Here is a 24,635-nt window from a genome sequence, read left to right on the forward strand (position 1 = left end):
CGTCTCTTGAGGAAAGGCGCCGCGTCAGGCGGTCGCCAGCTTCAGCGCTTCGTCGAGCGACGCCGGATCGAACACCGACGCGCCGACCAGGTTGCCGTCGATGCGCTTCGTCAGCCCCGCCAACACCTTGCCCGGCCCGCACTCGATCACGTGCGTGACGCCCGTGGCGGCGATGTGCTGCACGCATTCGACCCAGCGCACCGGGCCGGCGGCCTGGCGCACCAGCGCATCCTTGATCGCGGCCGGATCGCTGACCACCGCGACGTCGATGTTGTTGACCACCGGAATCTGCGGCGCCTTCACGTCGATGTTCGCCAGATAGTCGCGCAGCTGGTCCGACGCCGGCTTGAGCAGCGACGAATGGAACGGCGCCGACACCGGCAGCGGCAGCGCGCGCTTCGCACCCTTCGCCTTCGCGATCTCGCACGCCTTTTCGACGGCCGCCTTCGCGCCCGCGATCACGACCTGCGCCGGCGCGTTGAAGTTCACGGCTTCGACGACGCCCGCTTGCGCCGCTTCCGCGCACACCGCGCGCACCGTGTCGTCGTCGAGGCCGAGGATCGCGGCCATGCCGCCCTGGCCGACCGGCACCGCGGTCTGCATCGCCTGCGCACGGAAGCGCACGAGCGGCACCGCGTCCTTGAACGCGAGCGCGCCTGCGGCGACGAGCGCCGTGTATTCGCCCAGGCTGTGGCCCGCGACGATCGACGGCGCCGGGCCGCCGGCCTGCTGCCATGCGCGATAGCACGCGTATGCGGCCGTCAGCATCACCGGCTGCGTGTTGGTCGTGAGATTCAGTTCTTCAGCCGGGCCTTCGGCGATCAGCTTGCCGAGATCCTGGCCGAGTGCATCGGATGCTTCCGCGAGCGTCTCGCGCACGACGGCCAGATCGGCGAATGCGTTCAGCATGCCGACCGACTGCGAGCCCTGCCCCGGAAAAACGAATGCAAATTTCATATCGTCCCCAATTGAATCGATTCGGACGGCGCGCGCGAACGGCGCGCCGGTTCGGGATCCGCGCGCAGCAGTCGCGCGCTGCGGATCAGAAGCGGAAGACCGACGCGCCCCAGGTGAAGCCGCCGCCGACGCCTTCGATCAGCACGTGCTGACCGCGCTGGATGCGGCCGTCGCGGACCGCGACGTCGAGCGCCATCGGGATCGACGCAGCCGACGTGTTGCCGTGCTGGTCGACCGTCACGACCATGCGCTCCTGCGGCAGGCCGAGCTTGCGGCAGGTGCTGGTCATGATGCGGATGTTGGCCTGGTGCGGAATCAGCCAGTCGATCTGCTCGGGCGCGAGATTCGCCTTCGCGAGCGCTTCGACCGCGACCTTCTCCAGCACGTTGACCGCGAGCTTGAACACCGCCTGCCCGTCCATGTGCAGGAACGCGCTGCCTTCGATCACGCCGCGATTGACGTTGCCCGGCGTGCACAGGATGTTCGAATAGCTGCCGTCCGCGTGCAGCGCGCTGCCGAGCACGCCCGGCTCTTCCGATGCGGACAGGATCACCGCGCCCGCGCCGTCGCCGAACAGCACGCAGGTCGTGCGGTCCTTGAAATCGAGAATCCGCGAGAACGTCTCCGCGCCGACGACGAGCGCCGTGCGGTGCTGGCCGCCGCGGATGAAGCTGTCGGCCATCGCCATCGCGTATGCGAAGCCGGAACAGACGGCCTGCACGTCGAATGCCGCGCCGCCGCTCTTGATGCCGAGCTTGTTCTGCAGCAGGCAGGCCGTACTCGGGAACACGAAATCGGGAGTCGACGTCGCGACGATGATCAGGTCGATCGATTGCGGGTCGATGTCGGCCGCCTCGATCGCACGGCGCGCGGCTTGGTACGCGAGATCGCTGGTCGTGACGTCGGGTGCGGCGAAATGGCGCGCGTGGATGCCCGTGCGCGCCACGATCCATTCATCGCTCGTCTCGATGCCTTCCTTCGCGAGACGATCGGCAAGCTGCTGGTTCGTGACGCGGTCGGGCGGCAAATAGCTGCCCGTGCCGAGCACGCGGGAATAGAGAGTCGATTGGGCCATTTATGCTTTAGAGGATTGCGCAGCGGGAGGTTCGGCGTGTTGGCCTGCGGCCGGGCCCGTGTGGCCTGCGCCGCCTGCGTCGTGTTCGCCGTCGCCGAGCGACACCGAATTATCCGCCATCGCGCGCGTAAGGCGCTCCAGCACGCCGTTTTTGACGGCATCATACCCGCGTTTGATCGCCCACTCAAACGCGTAGGCATCGGCCGAACCGTGGCTTTTGATCACGAGACTCTTCAGCCCCAGCAACGCCGCGCCGTTGTATTGGCGATGGTCGACGCGCTTCTTGAAACGCATCAGCACGGGCAGCGCGAGCAGCGCCATCAGCTTCGACATCAGCGAACGGCCGAACTCCTCGCGGATGATGTCGGACAGCATCTGCGCGAGCCCTTCGGACGTCTTCAGCGCGACGTTGCCGACGAAGCCGTCGCAGACGATCACGTCGACCGTGCCCTTGTAGATGTCGTTGCCTTCGACGTTGCCGCGGAAATTGAGCGTGCTGGCGCGCAGCAGTTCGCCGGCGCGCTTGATCGTCTCGTTGCCCTTGATGACTTCTTCGCCGATGTTCAACAGGCCGATCGTCGGGCGCTCCTTGCCTTCGAGCGCCGCGACGAGCGCATGGCCCATCTCCGCGAACTGCAGCAGGTGCTGCGGCTCGCAGTCGACGTTCGCGCCGAGGTCGAGCATCATCGTGTAGCCGGTCGGGTTCGGCAGCGCGAACGCGATCGCGGGCCGCTCGATGCCGGGCAGCGTCTTCAGCACGTAACGGGAAACGGCCATCAGCGCGCCGGTGTTGCCGGCGGAAATACAGGCCTGGGCCGCGCCTTCCTTCACGTGATTCAGCGCGACGCGCATCGAAGAATCTTTCTTCTTGCGCAGCGCGACTTCGACAGGATCGTCCATCGCCACGACTTCGGTGGCAGGCACGATGGTCAGCGCGGGATCGTCGAGGGCTTTCAGCTTTTTCAGCTGCGCGCGAATCGCGCTTTCGATGCCGACGAGCATCAGGTGCGCATCGGGATGCGCGCGGACGAACTTGACTGCGGCGGGAACGGTCACGGACGGGCCGTGGTCGCCTCCCATGCAATCGATTGTGAGCTTTACGGTCATGGAATGCGACGAATTTCAGGCACAAAAAAGCGGCAGTTGAATGCCGCCTTTTTGTTGAGCCAGGAAAGTGTCAAGCGAACCAGTTGTCACGCGAACGGCGAACGTAGCGCGCAACGCGTGACTTGACGCTTAGTCGTTCTTCGTCTTGACGACTTTCTTGCCGCGATAGTAGCCGTTCGGGCTGACGTGGTGACGCAGATGCACTTCACCCGTGCTCGGCTCGACTGCCAGCGGCGCTGCCGTCAGGAAATCGTGCGAACGATGCATGCCGCGCTTCGACGGCGACTTCTTGTTTTGCTGGACTGCCATGACTAACTCCTAATTGATTTTCCGGATTCTAACACAGCCCGATCCGGCGCTTAACTACCCTGGCCCAAAGCCCTTACGCCTTCCCGCGCCACAACTGCTTAGTGTTTGTTGCCGCCGTCCCCGTCCTTCTTCAGCGCTTGCAGCGCTGCGAACGGATTCGGCCGTTTGCCTTCGTCCTCGTCTTCCGCGGACGCTTCATCCGCATCTTCCGAAGGACCGCTCACACCCGACACGAGGCTTTCGTGAACTGCCGGGCAAACCTCGTGCTTGGGCACGAGCGGCAGCGAAAGCAGCAACTCCTCTTCGATCAAGTCGACGAGATCGAACTGGCGCGAGCCCACGATCACATCGGCTTCATCGTCGTCGAGCGGAAATTCTTCAGCTTCTTCTTCGGTCGCCACGACGCGGTACGTCATGTCGACGTCGAACGTCTGGTCGTACGGCGCCATGCAGCGCTGGCACGTGAGCCACGCATGGCCATGCACCGCGAGACGCAGGTACGGCTGCTGGCCGTCGCTGCCGTCGTCCTGCAGCTCCTTCTGGGTGAACCCTTCGGCCTGCCACGTGAACACCGTGTCGCGATCGGACGCGTCCGCCGGCACTTCGTTCAGCATGCGCGCCAGCTGGGACAGCCGCGTCGCACCTGCCGCCTGCCGCCCGCTGCGGGCGAATTCGAACAGGTCGACTGCGTGCGGATCCAGCGCTGCCGCCGGCTTGCCAGAAGAAGTGTTCATGTTGCGCTCCTGTCCACGGGCTGACTTGCGGGATCCGGCTCGGCCGACGTCACACGTTGGGCGCCGCTCTCTTTCATGCGCGACACGAGCCGCACACGGTTGACGTACTGTATTCCGAAGACCCAACAGGCGCCACCACAGCGCAAGCCTGTCGACGAAAAGCGGGAAAGCATACCTGTTTTACCTTTTTCGGTCAATCACTTATGCTTGCGTCCGCGCAACGCCGCATCACACCTGACGATTCACCGACCCAACCGACCATGCCGGATACCGTTTGCCGCCCGCCGCGGCTGATTCTCGCCTCCAGTTCCCGCTATCGCCGCGCGCTCCTCGAGCGCCTCGGCATACCGTTCGACACCGTGTCGCCCGACCTCGACGAAACCCCGCTCGCGGGCGAAACGCCGGCCGCGACGGCGCTGCGGCTCGCCGCCGCGAAGGCGCGCGCGGTCGCCGCGACGATCGACGCGCCCGACGGCGTGCTCGTGATCGGCTCCGATCAGGTCGCGACGTTCGACGGCCTCCAGATCGGCAAGCCGGGCACGCACGAGCGCGCGCTCGCGCAGCTTCTGTCGATGCAGGGCCGCGACGTCGAATTCCACAGCGCGCTGAGCCTGTACGACAGCCGTACCGGCAACACGCAGAGCGAGGACGTGGTGACGCGCGTGCGCTTCCGCTCGCTGCCCGAAGCCGAGCTCGACGCATATCTGCGCGCCGAGACGCCGTATGACGTGGCCGGCAGCGCGAAATCCGAAGGGCTCGGCATCGCGCTGCTCGATGCAATCGATTCCGACGACCCGACCGCGCTCGTCGGCCTGCCGCTGATCGCGCTCACGCGGATGCTGCGCGTCGCCGGCTACCCGCTGTTCGCCCACCACGGAGACCGCGCATGACGGCCGGCACGCTCTATCTCGTCCCCAACACGCTCGGCGAAGGCGACGCCGCGATGCTCGCCGCGGTGCTGCCGGCTGCCGTGCAGGCGCGCGCCGGCACGCTCGGCTATTACATCGGCGAGAACGCGAAAACGACGCGCGCGTTCCTGAAGAAGATCGGCACGACGCGGCCGATCCAGGAGATCGTCATTCAGGAACTGAACGTCAATACGCCGGCCGGCGCAATCGACCGGCTGCTCGCGCCGGTGCTGGCGGGCGCCGATGCCGGGCTCGTGTCCGAGGCCGGCTGCCCCGCGGTGGCCGACCCCGGCGCGCTGCTGGTGCGCCGCGCGCACGAGCGCGGCGTGAAGGTCGTGCCGCTGGTCGGGCCGAGCTCGATCCTGCTCGCGCTGATGGCATCGGGCCTGAACGGCCAAAGCTTCGCGTTCAACGGCTATCTGCCGGTCGACGCGGCCACGCGCGCGAAGCGCCTGCGCGAGCTCGAGCAACTGTCGCGCAAGGCCCGGCAGACGCAGATCTTCATCGAGACGCCCTACCGCAACCAGGCGATGCTCGACACACTCGTGGCGACCTGTGCGCCGTCGACCCAGATCTGCGTCGCGGCCGATCTGACGCTCGAAACCGAGACGATCGCGAGCCGCACCGCGGCGGACTGGAAAAAGGCGGCCGCGCCGAATCTGCACAAGCGCCCGGCGATCTTCCTGCTGCTCGCGAACTGACGGCGCACGTGGCGCGCGCCGCCGCTCGGCGGGCGGCGCGGGCGGCTCGGGCGCCGGGCCGCGCTTGCAGCGCGCCGCGTACCGCCGTTCAGCGCAGGCTGAACGACGTGCCGGCCGCGCCGAGCGCCTTCATCGCCGCCCCGCCGGCCGCCGCGCCGAACTTGCGGGCGACGCGGTTCGTGATGCTTTCCTTCACCGTGTAGTCGACCAGATCCGGCGCCTTCAGCACGTCGCGCGCGACCGTGTCGGTCGTGCCGTAGCCGTCGGCGAGGCCGAGTTCGACGCTCTTCTCGCCGGTCCAGAACAGGCCCGAGAACATGTCGGGCGTCTCGTGCAGCCGCTTGCCGCGGCCGTCCTTCACGGCCTTGATGAACTGCGCATGGACCTGATCGAGCAGCGCCTGCGCATGGGCGTCCATCTTCGGCGTCTCGGGCGAGAACGGATCGTAGAAGCCCTTGTTTTCGCCCGACGTATGCAGGCGGCGCTCGACGCCGAGCTTGCTCATCAGCCCGGTGAAGCCGAAACCGTCCATCAGCACGCCGATCGAGCCGACGATGCTCGCCTTGTCGACGAAGATCTTGTCGGCGGCGGACGCAATGTAATAGCCGCCCGATGCGCAGATGTCGGTCACGACCACGTACAGCGGCTTGTCCGGATACGTCTTGCGCAGCCGGCGGATCTCGTCGTAAACCATCCCGGCCTGCACCGGGCTGCCGCCCGGGCTGTTGATCCGCAGCACGACGCCGGCCGTGCCGTCGTCGTCGAACGCGGCATCCAGCGCGGTGTTGATGTCTTCGGCGTTCGCATTGGTGCCGGCCGCGATTTCACCGTCGATCGTCACCAGCGCCGTGTGGCGCCCGCTGGAGAACTTCGAGTCGCCCGAGAAATCGATCAGCGCGAACGCGAGCAGCGCGAACACGCCGAGGAACGCGAACCGGAAGAAGATCTTCCAGCGCCGCGCCGCGCGCTGTTCCTTGACGGCCGCCAGCGCGATCCGCTCGAGCGCCGCGCGCTCCCAGTTGGGCTCGCGGGGGTCGGGACGGGACGAGGAATCGGGAGTAGTCGGTTGGTCGGCCATGAAGTGGTGTCTGAAGTGGTGTCGTCAGTCGGTCGTGGCGGAAGGCGGCGCAGCGGGCACCAGGTCGGCATCCGGCACCCAGAAAACCGCGCGCCCGTCGGGCGTGTCGCGCTCGTCGACCTCGACCGGCCGCAGCCGAGCGCCGCGGCACGGGCCGCCCACGCACTTTCCCGTATCGGGCGCATAAATGGCGCCGTGCGTCGCGCACATCAGATAGAGCCCGGACGATTCGAAGAACTGCCCTTCGGCCCAGTCGAGCTCCATCGGCACGTGCGCGCAGCGGTTCAGGTAACCGTAGGCACGGCCCTCGTAGCGGACGAAGAACACGACCGCCTGCTCGCCGCGCAGCGTCGCGTCGACGCGCACGCCGGTGCCGCCGTCGGCGAGCGCGTCCGATGCGCAGACGCGCACGGCGGCCGGCGCCGCACTCATGCGTGCTCCCGCAGCCACGCCGCGAGCGCGACGACGTCCGGCGCGACGAAGCGCGGCGCCAGCGCGGCCAGCGCGTCGGCCGTATGCGCACCGTACGACACGCCAACGCCGGCCGCCCCGGCACTTGCCGCCATCTGCAGGTCGTGCGTCGTGTCGCCGATCATCACGGTGCGCGCCAGATCCTGCCCCAGTTCGCGGGACAGTTCGTGCAGCATCGCCGGGTGCGGCTTCGAGAACGTTTCGTCCGCGCAGCGGGTCGCGTCGAACAGGCTCGTCAGCTTCGACTGGTCGAGCACGCGGTTCAGGCCCACGCGCCCCTTGCCGGTCGCGACCGCGAGCAGGTAGCCCACGTCGCGCAATTCCGCGAGCAGTTCGCGCACGCCGGCAAACAGCTCGATGCGCTGGTCGTCCAGCAGGTAGTGGTAGCGGTAGCGTTCGGCGAGCCGCGGATAGTCGGACGGATCGAGGCTCGGCGCGGCGATCTGCAGCGCATCGCGCAGGCCGAGGCCGATCACGTAGCGGGACGCTTCGTCGGACGGCGCGGGCAGGCCGAGATCGCGGCACGCGGCCTGGATGCTGTACGCGATGTGCGCAGTCGAATCCATCAGCGTGCCGTCCCAGTCGAAGACGATCAGATCAAATTGCTGTCGGGCCATGCGAGTCACGCGGTATCGCGCAGAGCGCTGAGTTGATCGAGAAAGCGCCGGCATTCGTCCGGCAGCGGCGCATCGAACTGCAGCGGCTCGCCGCTCAGCGGATGTGCGAGCTTCAGGCGGTACGCGTGCAGGAACATCCGTTTGAGCGACGGCTGCGCGTTCGCGCGCGCCAGCGCCTTGTTCAGGGCGAAATCGCCATACTTGGCGTCGCCCGCGATGGGCAAGCCGAGATGCGCGAGATGCACACGGATCTGATGGGTCCGACCCGTTTTGAGTTCCGCTTCGACGAGCGCGTAGTCGGGCCAGCGCTCGATCAGGTTGAACACCGTGTGCGACGGCAGGCCGTCGTCCTGCACGCGCACGCGCCGCTCGCCTTCCGCGGTCGAATACTTGAAGAGCGGCGCCTTCACCACCCGGCGACGCCCCCAATCGGGCTGCCACTGGCCGTGTCCGCAGGCGAAATAGCGCTTGTCCATCCGGTTTTCACGGATCTGCTCGTGCAGCCCCACCAGCGCCGTGCGCTTCTTCGCGAGCATCAGGATCCCGGACGTCTCGCGATCGAGCCGGTGCACCAGTTCGAGGAACTTCGCGCGCGGGCGCGCCTGCCGCATCTGTTCGATCACGCCGAACGCGACGCCGCTGCCGCCGTGCACGGCGACGCCGGCCGGCTTGTTGATGACGAGCATCGCGTCGTCCTCGTACAGCACGTCGAACTGCGCGGGCGGGACGATCGGCGTTTCGGCGCGGGCCAGATCGGCCGCCGCCACCCGCACGGGCGGCACGCGCACGAGGTCGCCGAGCGCGAGACGGTACTGGGCGTCGACCCGGCCCTTGTTCACGCGCACTTCGCCGCTGCGCAGGATCCGGTAGACATGGCTCTTGGGCACGCCCTTACAGACGCGCAACAGGAAGTTGTCGATCCGCTGACCGGCCGAGTTTTCGTCGATCTCGATCATCGATACCTGACCGCTTGCGACCGAATTCTGGGATATTTTGCCTAACTCATTCATACTGAATATAATTTTGCCCAGCCTGACGTTGAGGGTGGCCTGACAGGCCGGCCCCGGCTGAATCGGGCAAGGCGCAAGCGCAAACCGCTATTTTACTTGCGCCGGGGGTCTGCTGCTCGCCCTTAACCAAAGAGATGCAGCAAGTTGCACGCACGGCGCCGCTCGTCGGCAAGGATCGCGCCCACAGGCGAATTCGGTCGGCAAGGCGCCGCGGTAACGGAAAGTTGGTTGAAAAGAATTTGATCGGCAGCCCGACGGCGCGAAGTGCGTCCGCAGGCTGCCGGTTGCGAAAATTACGGCGTTGCGCCCGATTTGGCCCCGCGAAGCGTGCGGGGCTTGGCGACGTCAAACCAGGGAAGTACACCCCAGGCGGGAAAGTCGGGCTGGATTCGATACTCCCCGCTGCGGCCCAAGCCGCAGCATCTGCCGCCCGTCGGCGCGCGCGACGCATTGCGCGCGCCCCGTGGCAGTGCCCCGGCCTCAGGCTTAGCGCGCTTGTGCAGCGTGCGGTGTGTGGACGCCTGCTTTGAAGCCGTGTTCGCAGGTGCCCTATGGCCGCCGGCCCCATGTTTCGGGCCCAAGCGCCTCTTCAGGCAATTCTCCCCGCCATCCTTCCCGCTCCAGCGTGCTCGTGACAACACAACAAGGTGCGGCCTGCCGTCGTCCCCGCTCTCGCGACTGACAAAACCGCGAGGCGCCGGCAGTAGAGCCGCCTGGAGTCGTTCATGAAACGCATGCTGTTCAATGCGACGCAGCAGGAGGAGCTGCGCGTCGCCATCGTCGATGGGCAAAAGCTCATCGACATCGACATCGAGACAGCCGGGCGCGAACAGCGCAAAGGCAATATCTACAAAGGTGTCGTCACCCGTATCGAGCCGTCGCTCGAAGCGTGCTTCGTCAACTACGGCGAAGACCGCCACGGCTTCCTGCCGTTCAAGGAAGTCGCCCGCCAGTACTTCAAGGAAGGCATCGACATGCGCTCCGCGCGCATCCAGGATGCGCTGCGCGAGGGCCAGGAGCTGATCGTCCAGGTCGAGAAGGAGGAGCGCGGCAACAAGGGCGCGGCGCTCACGACCTTCATCTCGCTCGCCGGCCGCTACCTGGTGCTGATGCCGAACAACCCGCGCGGCGGCGGCGTGTCGCGCCGGATCGAAGGCGACGAGCGTCAGGAACTGCGCGAAACCATGGCGCAGCTGCAGATTCCGGACGGCATGAGCATGATCGCCCGTACCGCGGGCATCGGCCGCAGCGCCGAGGAACTGCAGTGGGACCTGAACTACCTGCTGCAGCTGTGGCGCGCGATCGAAGCGGCGTCGCAAAGCGGTAACTCGGGTCAGCCGATGCTGATCTATCTGGAATCGAGCCTCGTGATCCGCGCGATCCGCGACTATTTCCAGCCCGATATCGGCGAAATCCTGATCGACACGACCGAGATCTACGATCAGGCCCGTGCGTTCATGGACATCGTGATGCCGGACAACGTGTCGAAGGTGAAGCGCTACCACGACGACGTGCCGCTGTTCTCGCGCTTCCAGATCGAGCACCAGATCGAAACGGCCTACTCGCGCACGGTGCCGCTGCCGTCGGGCGGCGCGATCGTGATCGACCACACCGAGGCGCTCGTCGCGATCGACGTGAACTCGGCGCGCGCGACCAAGGGCGCCGACATCGAGGAAACGGCGACGCGCACGAACCTGGAAGCCGCCGACGAAGTGGCCCGCCAGCTGCGCCTGCGCGACCTCGGTGGCCTGATCGTGATCGACTTCATCGACATGGAGTCGGCCAAGAGCCAGCGCGAAGTCGAGCAGCGCCTGAAAGACGCGCTCAAGCACGACCGTGCACGCGTGCAGATGGGCAAGATCTCCCGCTTCGGCCTGATGGAGCTGTCGCGTCAGCGCCTGCGTCCGGCGCTGTCGGAAGGCAGCCACGTGACGTGCCCGCGTTGCAACGGCACGGGCCACATCCGCGACACCGAATCGTCCGCGCTGCAGGTGCTGCGGATCATTCAGGAAGAAGCGATGAAGGAAAACACCGCGGCGATCCACTGCCAGGTGCCGGTCGAAGTGACCGCCTTCCTGCTCAACGAAAAGCGCCAGGAAATCAACAAGATCGAGTCGCGCTTCAAGGTCGGCATCGTGCTGATCCCGAACAAGCACCTCGATACGCCGCACTACAAGCTCGAACGCCTGCGTCACGACGACGCGCGCCTCGACGACCCGCGTGCGTCGTGGAAGATGGCCGAGGAAGCGGCGCGCGAGCTGGAGTCGGAAACCGGCTACAGCAAGCGCACGGCCGACGTGAAGCCGAAGCAGGAAGCGGCGGTCAAGGGCATCACGCCCGAACGTCCGGCGCCGAGCCCGGCAGCGCCGCGCCCGGCCGAGCCGGTCGCGGCCGCACCGGCGCCCGCCCCGGCTCCGGTCGCGCCGGCGAGCGGCGGCTTCATCGGCTGGCTGAAGGGCCTGTTCGGCATGGCGCCGGCGGCGGCACCGGCGCCCGCGCCGGTCGCACCGGCCCCGGTCAGCGAACCGGCTGCTCGTCCGGCCCGCGAGCGCACCGAGAAGTTGGAGCAGCGCGGCGGCGATCGCAACCGTAACCGTCGTGGCGGCCCGCAGGCTCAGGGCGGACGCGACCAGGCAGCGGCAGGCCGCGGCCCGCGCCTCGAGCGCGAAGGCAAGGAAGCGCGCGAGCCGCGTGAACCGCGCGAAGGTCGTGAACCGCGCGAGGCTCGCGAGCCGCGTGAAGGCCGCGAACCGCGCGAGAACCGCGAAGGTCGTGAGGGCCGCGAAGGTCGCGAAGGCCGAGGCCCGCGCGAAGGTCGCGAGCCGCGTGAACCGCGTGAAAACCGCGAGCCACGCGAGCCCCGTGAACCGCGCGAGCGCGCCGAGCAGCTGGAAGCCGGCGACGCAGCCGGGCGCGGCGAGCGCCAGGAACGCGGCGAACGTCGCGAGCGTGGTGAACGCGGCGAGCGCGGTGAGCGCCGTAAGCCGACCCAACACGCGGCGACGCTCGAGACGGTCAACCGTGGCGAGAACCATCCGGACGAGGAAGCCGACCAGGCCGCCGCAGTTGCGCTGCCCGGCGCAGATGCCGCAGCCGACGCGGAAGCCAGTGGCGAGGAACGTCGTCGCCGCCGCCGCGGCCGCCGTGGCGGTCGTCGCGAGCGCGAGGAAGAAGGCGCAGTCGCCGAGCACGGCGTCGGCGATGAAGCCGCCGTGCAGGAAGTAGCGACCGAGTCGAGCGCAGCAGCACCGGCTCATACGGCCGCAGCGACTGCACCGGCCGCCGTGGCTGCCGTCGCGGCAGCAGGCGCCGTCGTGGCCGAAACCGCGGTCGAGCAGCACGCCGAAGCCGCCGCACCGGCCGCAGTCGAGCCGCAACCGGCACCGGTACGCGTCGAAGCGACGCCGGTCGCGCCGCTGGAGCCGGCCATCGCCGCTCCGGCAGCCGCAACGGCATCGGTCGCCCCGGCCGCCGCTGTGGAAGCAGGCCCGGCGCCGGTCGCGGTTTCGCCGACCGACGCATTCGAAGTGCCGGCCGAGCCGGCTGCCGTCGAAGCGCCGCAGTCCGCGCCCGTCGAGCACGCCGCGCCGGCACCGGTCGTCGCAGTCGAAGCCGCACCGGCCCCGGCCGAACCGGCTCGCGTCGAAGCGGCACCGGTCGAAGCTGCTCGTGTCGAAGCTGCCCCGGTCGAAGCCGTTGCAGCGCCGGCACCCGCGACGCCGGCTCCTGCGGCTGCTGCGCCCGTTTCGGCCGGCCTCGAGGTCGTACTGGAACAGGCCGGTCTGGTGTGGGTGAACACCGACGCCGACAAGTTCCGCGCCGCCCAGGAAGCCGCATCGCGCCTGCCGCGCCCGGCCCGCGTGCCGCGGGAACGCAAGCCGCTGCCGCCGGCCGATTCGACCCCGATGCAGCAGGTCGAGACGTCGCAGCGTTAAGCGCGTCGCAGCCCGAGAAAGCCCGCTTCGGCGGGCTTTTTCTTTTTCGTACCGCGGGTTTGCGCTCACCAGCCCGAAACACCGCTTGCGGCTAGAATACAAGCCCGGCTCGCACTTCTTTAGATATGTCCCGACGCATCATTCCCCTCGCCGACGTCAGCGCGATGCCCGATATCTCCGGCGTCGCGCACACGCCCGACGGCGCGCTGACCGACAGGTTCGCCAGGCCGCTGCGCGACCTGCGCATCTCGGTGACGGACCGCTGCAACTTCCGGTGCGTCTACTGCATGCCGCGCGACGTGTTCGACAAGGACTACCCGTTCCTGCCGCACAGCGCGCTGCTCACGCACGAAGAGATCGAGCGCGTGGCGCGGCTGTTCGTCGCACACGGCGTCGAGAAGATCCGGATCACCGGCGGCGAGCCGCTGCTGCGCAAGAACCTCGAATTCCTGATCGAACGCCTCGCGCGCCTCACCACGCACGACGGCCGCCCGCTCGACGTCACGCTGACCACCAACGGCTCGCTGCTCGCGCGCAAGGCGCGCGCGCTGAAGGATGCCGGCCTCACGCGCGTGACGGTCAGCCTCGACGCGCTCGACGACGCGCTGTTCAAGCGCATGAACGACGCCGACTTCGCCAGCGCCGACGTGCTCGACGGCATCTTCGCCGCCCAGGCCGTGGGCCTCGCGCCGGTCAAGGTCAACATGGTCGTGAAGCGCGGCACCAACGACACGGAGATCGTGCCGATGGCCGAGCGTTTTCGCGGCACCGGCGTGATCCTGCGCTTCATCGAATACATGGACGTCGGCACGTCGAACGGCTGGAACATGACCGAAGTGCTGCCGTCGGCGGAGGTGGTCGCGCGCATCGCCGAGCACTTCCCGCTCGTGCCGCTCGAGCCACACACGGCCGCCGAGACGGCGCAGCGCTGGGGCTATGCGGACAGCCGCGGCGAGATCGGCGTGATCTCCAGCGTCACGCAGGCCTTCTGCGGCGACTGCACGCGCGCGCGGCTGTCGACCGAAGGCAAGCTGTACCTGTGCCTGTTCGCATCGAGCGGCCACGACCTGCGCGCCCTGGTGCGCGGCGGCGCGAGCGACGCGGAGATCGCGACTGCGATCGCCCGCATCTGGCAGGCCCGCACCGACCGCTATTCGCAGCTGCGCGGCAGCGCCGCCGGCAGCGCCGCGCCCGACAGCGCGGGCAAGCGCGTCGAAATGTCGTACATCGGCGGCTGACGCGCCGCGCCCCGCCTCCCCCGTCACGATGCCCGCTTCCGTCACGCCTTCGATCACCGGCCTGCTGCTCGCCGGCGGACGCGCGACGCGCATGGACGGGGCCGACAAGGGCCTCCAGCTGCTCGACGGCACGCCGCTCGCCTTGCACGTGCTGCGCCGGCTCGCCGGCCAGGTCGACGAGATGGTGATCAGCGCGAATCGCAACGCCGATCGCTACGCCGAACTCGGCGCGCCGTTCGGAGCGCGCGTCGTGCCGGACGAAACCCTGGACTTCGCGGGCCCGCTCGCCGGGCTGCTCGCCGGCATGCGCGCGGCCCGCGCGCCGCTCGTGGTCTGTGCGCCGTGCGATACGCCCCACCTGCCGACCGACCTCGTCGCGCGACTGCACGCGGCCTTCGACGCGCATCGGGCCGACATCGCGATGGCCGTGACCGTCGACGCCCAGCACGCACGCTCGCCGCAGCCGACCTTCGCGCTGCTGCGCACGTCGCTCGCCGACGACCTCGCCGCCGCGCTCGCAGCCGGCGAGCGCAAGGTGCGTGCGTGGTACGCACGCCACAAGACGGTCGAAGTCGAGTTTCGCGACGAGCGTGCGTTTTACAATGCCAACTCCTGGCAGGAACTCGCCGCGCTGGCCCGCCGCTGACGGCATCGGCCGCGTTTTCCGCCCGCCGCATGCGCGTCCGCGCTCAGGCGCTCCTTTCGCGCCACCGGCCACGAACCCGATACGCCTTGCGGCGCAGTCCGACCGATGATCACGCAACCTTCGTCCGCCTCCCCACCCGCACCCGCTTCCGCTGCTCCGCTGTCGCTCGCCGATGCGCAGGCGCTCGCGTGCCGCTTCGCGGTGCCGGTCGACGCGTGCGACATCGTGTCGCTGCACGATGCGCTCGACCGCGTGCTCGCGGCCGACGTGAACGCGCCGTTCGACATTCCCGCTTACGACAATTCCGCGATGGACGGCTATGCGTTCGACGGCGACGCGAGCATGGCCGCCGCGTCGGCCGCATCGGCCGAGATCGCGCTGACGGTCGCCGGCACGGCGCTCGCCGGCCATCCGTTCGACGGCGTCGTCGCACCCGGCGCCTGCATCCGCATCATGACCGGCGCGCCGATGCCGGCCGGCTGCGACACCGTCATTCCGCAGGAACGCGTGCGCGTGGCGGGCGACGTCGTCCGCTTCGCCGCGCACGACGTCGCGCGCGGCGCGAATTGCCGCAAGGCCGGCGAGGATCTCGCGCGCGGCGCATGCGCGCTGGCCGCCGGCCGCATCCTGCGTCCGTCCGATCTCGGCCTGCTCGCGTCGTTCGGGCTGCGCGAGGTCACGGTGCGCCGCCGCGTGCGGGTCGCCGTGTTCTCGACCGGCGACGAGCTGCGCGAACCGGGCCAGCCGCGCGCGGACGGCACGCTGTACGACAGCAACCGCGCCATGCTGGTCGCGATGCTCGAACGGCTGCACCTCGACGCGCTCGATCTCGGCATCGTTCGCGACGATCCGGCGGCGCTCGAACGCGCGCTGCGCGATGCGGTCGCCGCAGGCGCCGACGCGGTGATCACGTCGGGCGGCGTATCGGTCGGCGAAGCGGACTTCACGCGGGACGTGATGACGCGGCTCGGCGACGTGACGTTCGCGAGCCTCGCACTGCGGCCCGGCCGGCCGCTCGCGTGCGGCACGCTCGCACGCGCCGCCGGCGATGCCGGCCATACGCTGTTCTTCGGGCTGCCCGGCAACCCGGTCGCGTCCGCCGTGACGTTCTACGCGATCGTGCGCCCGGCGCTGCTCGCGCTGGCCGGCGCGCAGACACCGCCGCCGGCGATGTACGCCGCATTCAGCACGCAGCGGCTGAACAAGCGGCCGGGCCGCACCGAATACCTGCGCGCCATCGCGACGCGTGCGGCCGACGGCCGCTGGCACGTCGCACCGGCCGGCTCGCAAAGCTCCGCATCGCTGAGCGGCCTCGCGGCCGCGAACTGTTTCATCGTCCTGGGCCACGACTGCGCGGCGGTCGACGCGGGCGCCCCGGTCGACATCCTGCCGCTCGACGGCCTGATCTGAATTCCAATCGGTATATCTCTACGGGGGCAATCCACACATGAAGAAACAAATCTCGTCGATCGCCGCGGGGCAGACCGCGAAGGCGCTGATCCTCGTCTACCTGACGTTCAGCGTGCCGATCGTGCTGCTCGGCATCCTGGTCGCATACATCCGCTACGGGATGGTCGAGCTCAGCACGATCCTCAGCGCGCTGCTGCTGAACGCGATCCTCGGCTTCGTGCTGCTGTGGATCGCATGCCACGCGTACAACTGGGTCGCGTCGCGTTTCGGCGGCATCGAGATCGTGCTGTCCGACCCGCCGGAGGAAGCGTGAGCGGCGCAGCGGCGATCCGCCCGGCAGAAGCGCGCGATGTCGGCGCGATCGTCGCGCTGATGCGCGAGCTCGCCGAGTTCGAGAAGCTCACGCACCTGTTCGTCGCGACCGAGGCCGATCTGGCCGACGCGCTGTTCGGCGAACGGCCGGCCGCCGAGGCGCTGGTCGCCGAACTGGACGGCGCGATCGTCGCGTATGCGCTGTTCTTCCACAACTATTCGACGTTCGTCGGCCGTCGCGGCCTGTATCTCGAGGATCTGTACGTGCAGCCGGCGCAACGCGGCACGGGGCTCGGCACCGCGCTGTTGCGGCACCTCGCCGCGCTCGCCGTCGAGCGCCGCTGCGCGCGCTTCGAATGGTCGGTACTCGACTGGAACCGCCCCGCGATCGACTTCTACGAGAAGATGGGCGCGACCGTGCTGCCCGACTGGCGCATCGTGCGCATGACCGGCGACGCGCTTCACGCGCTCGCCGCACGCTGAACGCGCAGCGATAGCCGCCACGCAGCCACGCGCGCCATCGCTGCCGCAAAAAGAAGACGGGCGCCACGGCGCCCGTCGTTCGTTTCAGCCCGCTTCAACCCGCTTCAGCCGCGCGCGTGGGGCTTCGCTCTACGCATCGTCGGCATCGGCGCCGTCGGCGGCCTGCGCGCCGAGCAGGCCAGCGGCCGTCTCATCGGGCAACGCCTCGACCTGCTTCAGCTTGCGGCCCATCACGCGCGTGCGCTGCTCGGCCGCCTCGATCGAGCGCGTGACCGTTTCGAGCTGCGCCTTCGTGCGCGCGAGCACATCGCCGAACTTGCCGAACTCGCTCTTCACCGCGCCGAGCACCTGCCACACCTCGCTCGAACGCTGCTCGATCGCGAGCGTGCGGAACCCCATCTGCAGGCTGTTGAGCAGCGCCGTCAACGTCGTCGGCCCGGCCACCGTCACGCGGTAGTCGCGCTGCAGCAGGTCGGTCAGCCCCGGCCGGCGCAGGATCTCCGCATAGAGCCCCTCGGTCGGCAGGAACAGCAGCGCGAAATCGGTGGTGTGCGGCGGTGCGACGTATTTCTCGGCAATCGTGCGCGCTTCCATCCGCACCCGCGCTTCGAGCGCACGCCCCGCTTCTTCGACGGCCGCCGCATCGGCGCGCTCCTGCGCGTCGATCAGCCGCTCGTAGTCCTCGCGCGGGAATTTCGCGTCGATCGGCAGCCATACCGGCGCCGCATCGCGCGTGCCGGCGTCGCGGCCGGGCAGCCGGATCGCGAATTCGACGCGTTCGCTGCTCTTCGGCACGGTCGCGACGTTCTTCGCGTACTGGTCGGGCGTGAGCATCTGCTCGAGCAACGCCTCGAGCTGCACCTCGCCCCACGTGCCGCGCGTCTTCACGTTGGTCAGCACCTTCTTCAGGTCGCCGACGCCGGCCGCCAGCGTCTGCATTTCGCCGAGCCCGCGGTGCACCTGCTCGAGACGGTCCGAGACGAGCTTGAACGATTCGCCGAGCCGCTGTTCGAGCGTCGCATGCAACTTCTCGTCGACGGTGCGGCGCATCTCCTCGAGCTTCGCCGCGTTGTTCGTCTCGATTTCCTTCAGCCGCTGCTCGAGCGTCGCGCGCACTTCGCCGATCCGGCGGTCGTTGGCCTCGGTCAGTTGCGTGAGCTGCCGGTTCAGCGTGTCGCCGAACAGCCGCAGCGCGACCGTCTGCTCCTCGCGCGCCTGCTGCGCCTGGCGCTGCACGCTTTCGCGCATCGCGTCGAACTGCTGCGCGTTGCCGGCGACGAGCTTAGCGAGCTGTTGCGCGAAGCCGTCGATCTGGTTGTTCTGCACGGTCGCGATGCTCGTGAGCTGCGTCGCGAGCGTCTGCTGCAGCTGCGAGAAACTGCCGGCCAGCTCGGTGCGCGAGCCGCGCGCGTTGTCGACGATCTCGCCGCGCAGCTCGCGTTCGAGCCGCTCGATTGCGAGCGCCTGCGCATGCGCGGCGTCCTCGATCTGATCGCCGAGCACGACCGCATCGTCGCGGCCGCCGCCGCGCAGCATCGCGAACACCGCCACCGACAGCGCGACGGCCAGCACGACGATCGCCGCCAACAACAACGTCGTGGTCATGCGCGCGGCTTCCCGATCACGTCAGGGTTGATCGGATTCGGCGGCTGGCCGGCGCGCGGCCCTTCGCCGAGCGCGGCGATCAGGTTGTCGGCGGCGAGGTTCGCCATCGCGCGGCGCGTCTTTTCGGTGGCGCTCGCGATGTGCGGCGTCAGCACGACGTTCGGCACTTCCAGCAACGCCGGGTGCACGCTCGGCTCGCCTTCGAACACGTCGAGGCCGGCCGCGGCGATGGTGCCGTCGCGCAGCGCGACGGCCAGCGCCGCGTCGTCGACGATGCCGCCGCGCGCGATGTTGGTGAGCGTCGCGGTGCGCTTCATCTTCGCCAGCTCGGCCGCGCCGATCGTGTGGTGGTTCTCCTTCGTGTACGGCAGCACCAGCACGACGTGATCGGCGCGCGCCAGCAGCTCGTCCTTCGATGCGTACTGCGCGGCGAGCTCCGCCTCGATTTCCGGCGCGACGCGCGAACGGTTGTGATAGATCACCTGCATCCCGAAGCCGCGCGCGCGGCGCGCGAGCGCCTGGCCGATGCGCCCCATCCCGATCACGCCGAGCGTCGACCCGTAGATGTCGCTGCCGAGAAAGCCGTCGTACGCCCATTTGCGCCAATGCCCGGCGCGCAGCCAGTGTTCGGATTCGGCGATCCGGCGCGCGGCGGCCATCATCAGCGCCCAGCCGAAATCGGCGGTGGACTCGTTCAACACGTCCGGCGTGTTGGTGCCGAGCACGTTCGCCGCGTTGAACGCGGCCATGTCGAAGTTGTTGTAGCCGACCGCCATGTTCGACACGACGCGCAGCCGCGGCGCCGCCGCGAGCGCGGCCGCGCCGATCGGGTCGCCGGCCGTCAGCGCGCCGTCCTTGTCGGCGAGCCGGGCGGCGAGCGCATCGGGCGCGAGCGCGTCGCCGTTGTTCCAGTCGACTTCAAAATACTGTTCGAGCCGTTCGATCACGTCCGTAAAAATCGGGCGTGCGACCAGGATCTTCTGCATCGCCATCTCCGCATGCCGCGGCCGGCACGCGGCGCGTCGCGCGCCGCCGTGCCGTGCACGCTGGGTTGAAATTTGCCCGCCTACGCCGTGAAGAAGATCCACGACGTCAGCAGGAACACGGGCACCAGTACCGCGAACGCCCAGCCGAGATACGCGAAGAAGCTCGGCATCCTCACGCCGCGCGACTCCGCGATCGCCTTCACCATGAAGTTCGGCGCATTGCCGATGTAGCTGTTCGCGCCCATGAACACCGCGCCCGCCGAAATCGCGGCGAGCGTCGTCGCGCCGGTCGTCATCAGCGCCTGCGCGTCGCCGCCGGCGAGGTTGAAGAACACGAGGTAGGTCGGCGCGTTGTCGAGGAACGACGACAGCAAGCCCGTTGCCCAGAAGTACATCACGTCGATCGGCTTGCCGTCGGCGCCCGTGACGAGATGGACGATCTGCGCGAACGCGCCGTCGGCGCCGGCGCGCAGGATCACGATCACCGGCGCGATCGTTACGAAGATCCCCGCGAACAGCTTCGCGACTTCCTCGATCGGCGCCCAGTTGAACGCATTGCCCTCGCGTGCCGAGCGCGGCGTCAGCGCGAGCGACGCGAGCGCCACGACGATCAGCGCGACGTCGCGCACGAGGTTCTGCAGCGCGACGTGCGTGCCCCACACGTCGAACGCGACGTCGGGCTTCCAGATGCCGCTCATCAGCACGAGGCCGATCACCGCCGCGAGCAGCACGAAGTTGATCTTGCCGTCGATCGACAGCGCGACGTCGTCGGGCGTCGGATCGAGCGCGGCCGGCCGCTCTTCGCAGCCCTTCCGGTAGAAGTACGTGTCGAGCACGAAGAACAGCGTCAGCAGCAGCGCGCAGATGAACAGCATCGGCAGCGCCAGATGGGTGGTCGTCCAGAAGAAGCTCACGCCGTTCAGAAAGCCGAGGAACAGCGGCGGATCGCCGAGCGGCGACAGCGAGCCGCCCGCATTCGCGACCAGGAAGATGAAGAAGATCACGACGTGCACGACGTGCTTGCGGTTGTCGTTCGCGCGCAGCAGCGGGCGGATCAGCAGCATCGCCGCGCCGGTCGTGCCCATCACGCTCGCGAGCAGCGTGCCGAGCGCGAGGATCGCGGTGTTCAGCTTCGGCGTGCCGTGCAGGTTGCCGTTCACGCAGATGCCGCCGGCCACCGTGTACAGCGCGGTCAGCAGCACGATGAACGGGATGTACTCCTCGAGCAGCGCGTGCACGAGCGTACCGAACGCGGTGCCGGCGCCGAACACAACGGCGAACGGCGCCAGGAACGCAACCGCCCACGCGGCGGCGATCTTGCCGAAATGGTGATGCCAGAACACGGGCGCGATCAGCGGGAACACCGCGATCGACAGCAGAATCCCGGCGAACGGGATGCCCCACAGCGCGGACAGCGTGGCACCGTCGAGCGTGGCGGCCGATGCGAGCGCCGGAACCGCGCCAAGCGCGGCGCCCGACGCCATGCCCGCCCAGGCGGCATGTCGTTTCATGCAGAACGTCCTTCTACGAGTGAGGTGAGATGCGGCCGGCGCGTCATGCGCCGCGCACGATGATCGCGTGCACGCGGTACGGGCCGTGTGCGCCGAGCACGATGGTCTGCTCGATGTCGCCGGTGCGCGACGGCCCCGAGATGAAGTTGACCGCGCGAGGCAACTCGCCGCGCTCCGCACGGATCAGCGCGAACGCATCTTCGTGACCGGCGACGATGCGCGAAGCCGGCACGATCGCGATGTGCGTCTCCGGCAGCAGGCCGGCCGATGCATAGGTGTCGGGGCCGGACAGCAGCACCAGCGAGCCCGTTTCGGCGGTCGCGCAGAAGCAGCCGGTCAGGCCGACCAGATCGCCGTCGCGCGGCTTGCGGCATTCGACCGACAGGCCGGCGCCGGCCCAGTCGAGTTCGGCGAGCGTGCGCCAGGCGACGGCCTGCAGCGGCAGCCCGTGCGCGCCGAGATAGCGTGCGGCGGCGGCCGGTGCGTCGGCGAGCGTCGCGACTTCGTCGACGGTGGTGGACAGGCGCGCCGCTTCGGCGACGAACGCGGCGACGAGGTCGGCCGGCGGCGCCGGGCGCGGGCCTTCGGGATGACGGGCGAGATAGTCGGCGACGCCGTCGCGCTCCGCTGCATCGGGTTCGGGCGCGCGTCCTTGCGCCGCGCGGATGCGTGCGAGGATCTGGCGACGGGCAGCGGAAGTGTCCATGAACGGTCCTCGTGACGTTGGCGTGCGATACCGTCGGATTATACCGGCCGCCCCCGCCGCGCCGCACGTCGCCGTGCGGCGAACGCCTACTGCGAAGCGTCGTCGCCGACCGGCTGCGCGATCCCGAATACCTGACGCAGGTACGCGAGATACGCCTTGTCGTCGCACATGCTCTTGCCCGGCGAATCGGACAGCTTGGCGACCGGCTGGCCGTTGCAGCGGACCATCTTGATCACGATCTGCAGCGGCACGTAGCCGAGATCGTTCGTCAGGTTGGTGCCGACGCCGAACGCGAGCTTGCAGCGGCCGCGGAACCGTTCGTACAGCTGCATGACCTTCGGGATGTCGAGCGCGTCCGAGAACACGAGCACCTTGGTGCGCGGGTCGCAGCGGTTCGCCTCGTAGTGGCGCAGCATGCGCTCGCCCCAGTCGAACGGATCGCCCGAATCGTGGCGCGCGCCGTCGAACAGCTTGCAGAAGTACATGTCGAAGTCGTTCAGGAACGCGTCCATCCCGTAGACGTCCGACAGCGCGATCCCGAGGTCGCCGCGATACTCCTTCGCCCACATCTCGAAACCGTAGGTCTGCGAATCGCGCAGCCGCGGCCCGAGCGCCTGACACGCCTGCAGGTATTCGTGCGCCATCGTGCCGAGCGGCGTGAGGTCGTGCTTCATCGCGTAGAACACGTTGCTCGTGCCGGCGAATTGCGGGCCGAGCCCGTCGCGCAGCGTCAGCGCGACTTCCTCGTGCCACACCTTCGAGAAGCGGCGGCGCGTGCCGTAGTCGGCGATCTTGCAGTCGGCGAACTCGGGCTTCGCGCCGAGCAGCTTGATCTTGTCGCGCAGCCGCTCGCGGCCTTCGCGGTAGTCGGGCTCGCGCTGCGTGTTGCGGAAATAGACTTCGTTGACGATCGCGAGCACCGGGATCTCGAACAGGATCGTATGCAGCCACGGCCCTTCGATCACGATGTCGATCTCGCCGTTGCCCTTCGGCGAAGGCGTGATCGAAATGTACTTTTCGTTCAGGTGGAACAGCGCGAGGAAATCGACGAAGTCGCTCTTGATGAAGCGCATGCGCCGCAGGTAGTCGAGCTCGACGTCGGTGAAGCGCAGCGCGCAGAGGCCGCGCACCTCGTCGCGGATCTCGTCGATGTACGGCACGAGATCGACGCCGCGCGTGCGACACCGGAAGCGGTACTCGACCGTTGCGGCAGGAAAGTGATGCAGGACGACCTGCATCATCGTGAACTTGTAGAGATCCGTGTCGAGCAGCGAAGTAATGATCATGTTTGCGGCACCGCCAATATCGTGACAAGGCCCCGGCGCACGGCGCGCCGCCCGGTCTGCCGGCCATGTTACCCGAATGCGGGACGGACCATCGTGAAGCCGTCCGGCGCGCGCGTGCGGCGGCGCCGTCGCCGCGCAGGTCCGCCATCGCCCCATAAACTAATCACGAAACGATATAAGCCGGAAAGTCGAGCACGCGATGCGGGTTTTGCGCTTCAGTTACAATGCCGCTTTTGGCGCAAACGCCACCCCATATATACCGCCAAGCAGGAGCGTTTTAATGACTCACGTTGTGACCGAAGGCTGCATCAAGTGCAAATACACGGATTGCGTGGATGTATGCCCGGTGGATTGCTTCCGTGAAGGTCCCAACTTTCTCGCCATCGATCCGGACGAGTGCATCGACTGCGCAGTGTGCGTCGCCGAATGCCCGACCAACGCGATCTATGCCGAAGAAGACGTTCCGGGCGACCAGCAGCAGTTCACCGCGCTGAACGCCGAACTGGCGAAGAACTGGCCGTCGATCACCAAGACCAAGCCGGCACCGGCCGACGCGGACGAGTGGAAGGACGTGCAGGACAAGCTGCACCTGCTCGAGCGCTGATCCAGCAGCGGCGCCGCAAAAAATTTTGCATGTCGCCGCCCAAAGGTATTGACAGGTCAGAAGCCACTCCATAAAATCTCGTTTCTCTGCTGTTGATGTTTGTTCCCCGATAGCTCAGTCGGTAGAGCGCCGGACTGTTAATCCGTAGGTCCCTGGTTCGAGCCCAGGTCGGGGAGCCAAAAAGCAAAGGCCCGTTGAAAGTGGACGGGTTTTTTGTTGGTCACCGAACACACATGCAGATGTACCGATTTATTCCCCGATAGCTCAGTCGGTAGAGCGCCGGACTGTTAATCCGTAGGTCCCTGGTTCGAGCCCAGGTCGGGGAGCCAGACAATGAAAGGCCCGTCATTCGACGGGCCTTTTGTCTTTCCGGCGCCCGTTCGCCGCGGCGGCGCATGCTAGAGTCTCTGTCTCCCATTTGCATCCGGCCACGTCGATGAAGCATCGCCTCCTTTACGCCGCTCGTTCCGCCCTGCTGCTATCCGCCGTTGCCGCCGCGCCGCTCGCGCACGCGGAGGAAGTCGGCAGCGTCAACACCCACTTTCGCGTGACGGGCTCCGATCGCGTGGTCGTCGAAGCGTACGACGATCCGCTCGTGACCGGCGTCACCTGCTACGTGTCGCGCGCGCGCACCGGCGGGATCAAGGGCACGCTGGGCGTCGCCGAAGATCCGACCGAAGCGTCGATCGCGTGCCGGCAAGTCGGGCCGCTCAGCTTCAAGGAACCGCTCAAGCAGCAGACCGACGTGTTCAGCGAGCGCATGTCGTTCATCTTCAAGACGCTGCACGTCGTGCGCGTCGTCGATACGAAGCGCAACACGCTCGTCTACCTGACCTACAGCGATCGCGTCGTCAGCGGCAGCCCGAAGAACGCCGTCACCGCGGTGCCGATGCCGGCCGGCACGACGATTCCGGTCAAGTAGGCGCACGCGGGCCGCGCGCACGAA

General features: G+C 68.1%; 24 protein-coding genes and 2 tRNA genes. 12 read left to right on the plus strand and 14 right to left on the minus strand.

Annotated features, from left to right (window positions below; translation table 11 throughout):
• Positions 1-24: 24 nt before the first annotated feature.
• From fabD to MBR110_RS12125, 5 genes are all read right to left on the minus strand, one after another.
• Positions 25-957, minus strand: coding sequence for an ACP S-malonyltransferase (gene fabD, locus MBR110_RS12105; RefSeq protein WP_011883957.1), 933 nt, complete (start codon positions 955-957; stop codon positions 25-27).
• An 85-nt stretch (positions 958-1,042) separates the two neighbouring features.
• Positions 1,043-2,032 (minus strand): beta-ketoacyl-ACP synthase III, encoded by a 990-nt coding sequence (locus tag MBR110_RS12110; protein WP_011883955.1) that lies wholly within the window; start codon positions 2,030-2,032, stop codon positions 1,043-1,045.
• Positions 2,033-3,139 (minus strand): phosphate acyltransferase PlsX, encoded by a 1,107-nt coding sequence (plsX, locus tag MBR110_RS12115; RefSeq protein WP_011883953.1) that lies wholly within the window; start codon positions 3,137-3,139, stop codon positions 2,033-2,035.
• Positions 3,140-3,268: 129 nt separating this feature from the next.
• Positions 3,269-3,448 (minus strand): 50S ribosomal protein L32, encoded by a 180-nt coding sequence (gene rpmF, locus MBR110_RS12120; protein ID WP_006051932.1) that lies wholly within the window; start codon positions 3,446-3,448, stop codon positions 3,269-3,271.
• Positions 3,449-3,546: 98 nt separating this feature from the next.
• Complete coding sequence (locus tag MBR110_RS12125; RefSeq protein WP_011883952.1) at positions 3,547-4,182, minus strand: DUF177 domain-containing protein; 636 nt, start codon at positions 4,180-4,182, stop codon at positions 3,547-3,549.
• A gap of 260 nt (positions 4,183-4,442) precedes the next feature.
• Here MBR110_RS12125 and MBR110_RS12130 point away from each other — a divergent pair, with 260 nt between their 5' ends.
• The gene (locus tag MBR110_RS12130) at positions 4,443-5,072 is read left to right on the plus strand and encodes a Maf-like protein (RefSeq protein WP_034194220.1); all 630 of its coding nucleotides are present in this window, start codon (positions 4,443-4,445) and stop codon (positions 5,070-5,072) included.
• Positions 5,069-5,791, plus strand: coding sequence for an SAM-dependent methyltransferase (locus MBR110_RS12135; protein ID WP_059735236.1), 723 nt, complete (start codon positions 5,069-5,071; stop codon positions 5,789-5,791). Before MBR110_RS12130 ends, MBR110_RS12135 begins: the two co-directional genes overlap by 4 nt.
• An 88-nt stretch (positions 5,792-5,879) precedes the next feature.
• On the opposite strand, the gene MBR110_RS12140 is transcribed toward MBR110_RS12135, so the two are convergent.
• From MBR110_RS12140 to MBR110_RS12155, 4 genes are read right to left on the minus strand one after another with little or no spacing between them, the layout of a single operon-like run.
• The gene (locus tag MBR110_RS12140; RefSeq protein WP_014722714.1) at positions 5,880-6,869 is read right to left on the minus strand and encodes a S49 family peptidase; all 990 of its coding nucleotides are present in this window, start codon (positions 6,867-6,869) and stop codon (positions 5,880-5,882) included.
• Positions 6,870-6,893: 24 nt separating this feature from the next.
• On the minus strand, positions 6,894-7,301 hold the full coding sequence (locus tag MBR110_RS12145; RefSeq protein ID WP_011883935.1) for a Rieske (2Fe-2S) protein: 408 nt from the start codon (positions 7,299-7,301) through the stop codon (positions 6,894-6,896).
• Positions 7,298-7,957, minus strand: a complete 660-nt coding sequence (locus tag MBR110_RS12150; RefSeq protein WP_011883934.1) for an HAD-IA family hydrolase — start codon at positions 7,955-7,957, stop codon at positions 7,298-7,300. Before MBR110_RS12150 ends, MBR110_RS12145 begins: the two co-directional genes overlap by 4 nt.
• Before the next feature lie 5 nt (positions 7,958-7,962).
• Positions 7,963-8,967, minus strand: coding sequence for an RluA family pseudouridine synthase (locus tag MBR110_RS12155; RefSeq protein WP_034194222.1), 1,005 nt, complete (start codon positions 8,965-8,967; stop codon positions 7,963-7,965).
• A 725-nt stretch (positions 8,968-9,692) separates the two neighbouring features.
• On the opposite strand from MBR110_RS12155, the gene MBR110_RS12160 reads away from it, so the two are divergent.
• From MBR110_RS12160 to MBR110_RS12185, 6 genes are all read left to right on the plus strand, one after another.
• Entirely contained in the window at positions 9,693-12,902 is a 3,210-nt protein-coding gene (locus tag MBR110_RS12160; RefSeq protein WP_181709081.1) for an Rne/Rng family ribonuclease, read from the plus strand.
• Positions 12,903-13,027: 125 nt separating this feature from the next.
• A complete protein-coding gene (gene moaA, locus MBR110_RS12165) occupies positions 13,028-14,140 on the plus strand; it encodes a GTP 3',8-cyclase MoaA (protein WP_060081605.1) in 1,113 nt (370 codons plus the stop codon).
• Between the two features lie 28 nt (positions 14,141-14,168).
• Positions 14,169-14,786 carry a molybdenum cofactor guanylyltransferase MobA gene (gene mobA, locus MBR110_RS12170; protein ID WP_059735240.1) on the plus strand — a complete coding sequence of 206 codons (618 nt, stop codon included), beginning with the start codon at positions 14,169-14,171 and terminating at the stop codon, positions 14,784-14,786.
• Between the two features lie 105 nt (positions 14,787-14,891).
• A complete protein-coding gene (moeA, locus tag MBR110_RS12175; RefSeq protein ID WP_059735242.1) occupies positions 14,892-16,196 on the plus strand; it encodes a molybdopterin molybdotransferase MoeA in 1,305 nt (434 codons plus the stop codon).
• A 37-nt stretch (positions 16,197-16,233) separates the two neighbouring features.
• A complete protein-coding gene (locus MBR110_RS12180; protein WP_006476519.1) occupies positions 16,234-16,509 on the plus strand; it encodes a hypothetical protein in 276 nt (91 codons plus the stop codon).
• Positions 16,506-16,991, plus strand: coding sequence for a GNAT family N-acetyltransferase (locus MBR110_RS12185; protein ID WP_045579329.1), 486 nt, complete (start codon positions 16,506-16,508; stop codon positions 16,989-16,991). The genes MBR110_RS12180 and MBR110_RS12185 overlap by 4 nt, the downstream gene beginning before the upstream one ends.
• A gap of 129 nt (positions 16,992-17,120) precedes the next feature.
• Here the strand turns inward: MBR110_RS12185 and rmuC are convergent, their stop codons facing one another.
• The 5 genes from rmuC to pncB all read right to left on the minus strand — a co-directional run bounded on the left by rmuC (position 17,121) and on the right by pncB (position 23,085).
• Positions 17,121-18,596, minus strand: coding sequence for a DNA recombination protein RmuC (rmuC, locus tag MBR110_RS12190; protein ID WP_011883921.1), 1,476 nt, complete (start codon positions 18,594-18,596; stop codon positions 17,121-17,123).
• Entirely contained in the window at positions 18,593-19,582 is a 990-nt protein-coding gene (locus MBR110_RS12195) for a 2-hydroxyacid dehydrogenase (protein WP_181709082.1), read from the minus strand. Before MBR110_RS12195 ends, rmuC begins: the two co-directional genes overlap by 4 nt.
• A gap of 80 nt (positions 19,583-19,662) precedes the next feature.
• Positions 19,663-21,093 carry a sodium:proton antiporter gene (locus MBR110_RS12200; RefSeq protein ID WP_045579330.1) on the minus strand — a complete coding sequence of 477 codons (1,431 nt, stop codon included), beginning with the start codon at positions 21,091-21,093 and terminating at the stop codon, positions 19,663-19,665.
• Positions 21,094-21,136: 43 nt separating this feature from the next.
• Positions 21,137-21,799: a LutC/YkgG family protein gene (locus MBR110_RS12205; protein WP_014722705.1), complete on the minus strand. Its 663-nt coding sequence runs from the start codon at positions 21,797-21,799 to the stop codon at positions 21,137-21,139.
• 86 nt (positions 21,800-21,885) lie between these two features.
• Positions 21,886-23,085, minus strand: coding sequence for a nicotinate phosphoribosyltransferase (gene pncB, locus MBR110_RS12210; RefSeq protein ID WP_034194229.1), 1,200 nt, complete (start codon positions 23,083-23,085; stop codon positions 21,886-21,888).
• Positions 23,086-23,365: 280 nt separating this feature from the next.
• Here pncB and fdxA point away from each other — a divergent pair, with 280 nt between their 5' ends.
• The 4 genes from fdxA (at position 23,366) to MBR110_RS12230 (ending at position 24,611) form a co-directional block, all read left to right on the plus strand.
• On the plus strand, positions 23,366-23,689 hold the full coding sequence (gene fdxA, locus MBR110_RS12215) for a ferredoxin FdxA (RefSeq protein ID WP_009688972.1): 324 nt from the start codon (positions 23,366-23,368) through the stop codon (positions 23,687-23,689).
• A gap of 103 nt (positions 23,690-23,792) precedes the next feature.
• Positions 23,793-23,868: transfer RNA gene (locus tag MBR110_RS12220), tRNA-Asn, on the plus strand.
• A gap of 74 nt (positions 23,869-23,942) precedes the next feature.
• Positions 23,943-24,018, plus strand: a tRNA-Asn gene (locus tag MBR110_RS12225).
• A gap of 107 nt (positions 24,019-24,125) precedes the next feature.
• Positions 24,126-24,611 carry a CreA family protein gene (locus tag MBR110_RS12230; protein ID WP_011883909.1) on the plus strand — a complete coding sequence of 162 codons (486 nt, stop codon included), beginning with the start codon at positions 24,126-24,128 and terminating at the stop codon, positions 24,609-24,611.
• Positions 24,612-24,635: the final 24 nt, after the last annotated feature.

Origin of the sequence: Burkholderia sp. MBR-1, assembly GCF_013822785.1 — a bacterium.
Taxonomy (GTDB): Bacteria; Pseudomonadota; Gammaproteobacteria; order Burkholderiales; family Burkholderiaceae; genus Burkholderia; species Burkholderia vietnamiensis.

Coding starts and splice junctions, on each gene's coding strand:
- rpmF (WP_006051932.1), bottom strand. CDS start 3,448: ATGGCAGTCCAGCAAAACAAGAAGTCGCCGTCGAAGCGCGGCATGCAT.
- moeA (WP_059735242.1), top strand. CDS start 14,892: ATGATCACGCAACCTTCGTCCGCCTCCCCACCCGCACCCGCTTCCGCT.
- MBR110_RS12110 (WP_011883955.1), bottom strand. CDS start 2,032: ATGGCCCAATCGACTCTCTATTCCCGCGTGCTCGGCACGGGCAGCTAT.
- MBR110_RS12180 (WP_006476519.1), top strand. CDS start 16,234: ATGAAGAAACAAATCTCGTCGATCGCCGCGGGGCAGACCGCGAAGGCG.
- MBR110_RS12125 (WP_011883952.1), bottom strand. CDS start 4,182: ATGAACACTTCTTCTGGCAAGCCGGCGGCAGCGCTGGATCCGCACGCA.
- MBR110_RS12130 (WP_034194220.1), top strand. CDS start 4,443: ATGCCGGATACCGTTTGCCGCCCGCCGCGGCTGATTCTCGCCTCCAGT.
- MBR110_RS12195 (WP_181709082.1), bottom strand. CDS start 19,582: ATGCAGAAGATCCTGGTCGCACGCCCGATTTTTACGGACGTGATCGAA.
- fabD (WP_011883957.1), bottom strand. CDS start 957: ATGAAATTTGCATTCGTTTTTCCGGGGCAGGGCTCGCAGTCGGTCGGC.
- MBR110_RS12160 (WP_181709081.1), top strand. CDS start 9,693: ATGAAACGCATGCTGTTCAATGCGACGCAGCAGGAGGAGCTGCGCGTC.
- MBR110_RS12155 (WP_034194222.1), bottom strand. CDS start 8,967: ATGAATGAGTTAGGCAAAATATCCCAGAATTCGGTCGCAAGCGGTCAG.
- pncB (WP_034194229.1), bottom strand. CDS start 23,085: ATGATCATTACTTCGCTGCTCGACACGGATCTCTACAAGTTCACGATG.
- MBR110_RS12200 (WP_045579330.1), bottom strand. CDS start 21,093: ATGAAACGACATGCCGCCTGGGCGGGCATGGCGTCGGGCGCCGCGCTT.
- MBR110_RS12145 (WP_011883935.1), bottom strand. CDS start 7,301: ATGAGTGCGGCGCCGGCCGCCGTGCGCGTCTGCGCATCGGACGCGCTC.
- MBR110_RS12140 (WP_014722714.1), bottom strand. CDS start 6,869: ATGGCCGACCAACCGACTACTCCCGATTCCTCGTCCCGTCCCGACCCC.
- MBR110_RS12150 (WP_011883934.1), bottom strand. CDS start 7,957: ATGGCCCGACAGCAATTTGATCTGATCGTCTTCGACTGGGACGGCACG.
- moaA (WP_060081605.1), top strand. CDS start 13,028: ATGTCCCGACGCATCATTCCCCTCGCCGACGTCAGCGCGATGCCCGAT.
- MBR110_RS12230 (WP_011883909.1), top strand. CDS start 24,126: ATGAAGCATCGCCTCCTTTACGCCGCTCGTTCCGCCCTGCTGCTATCC.
- mobA (WP_059735240.1), top strand. CDS start 14,169: ATGCCCGCTTCCGTCACGCCTTCGATCACCGGCCTGCTGCTCGCCGGC.
- rmuC (WP_011883921.1), bottom strand. CDS start 18,596: ATGACCACGACGTTGTTGTTGGCGGCGATCGTCGTGCTGGCCGTCGCG.
- MBR110_RS12135 (WP_059735236.1), top strand. CDS start 5,069: ATGACGGCCGGCACGCTCTATCTCGTCCCCAACACGCTCGGCGAAGGC.
- plsX (WP_011883953.1), bottom strand. CDS start 3,139: ATGACCGTAAAGCTCACAATCGATTGCATGGGAGGCGACCACGGCCCG.
- fdxA (WP_009688972.1), top strand. CDS start 23,366: ATGACTCACGTTGTGACCGAAGGCTGCATCAAGTGCAAATACACGGAT.
- MBR110_RS12205 (WP_014722705.1), bottom strand. CDS start 21,799: ATGGACACTTCCGCTGCCCGTCGCCAGATCCTCGCACGCATCCGCGCG.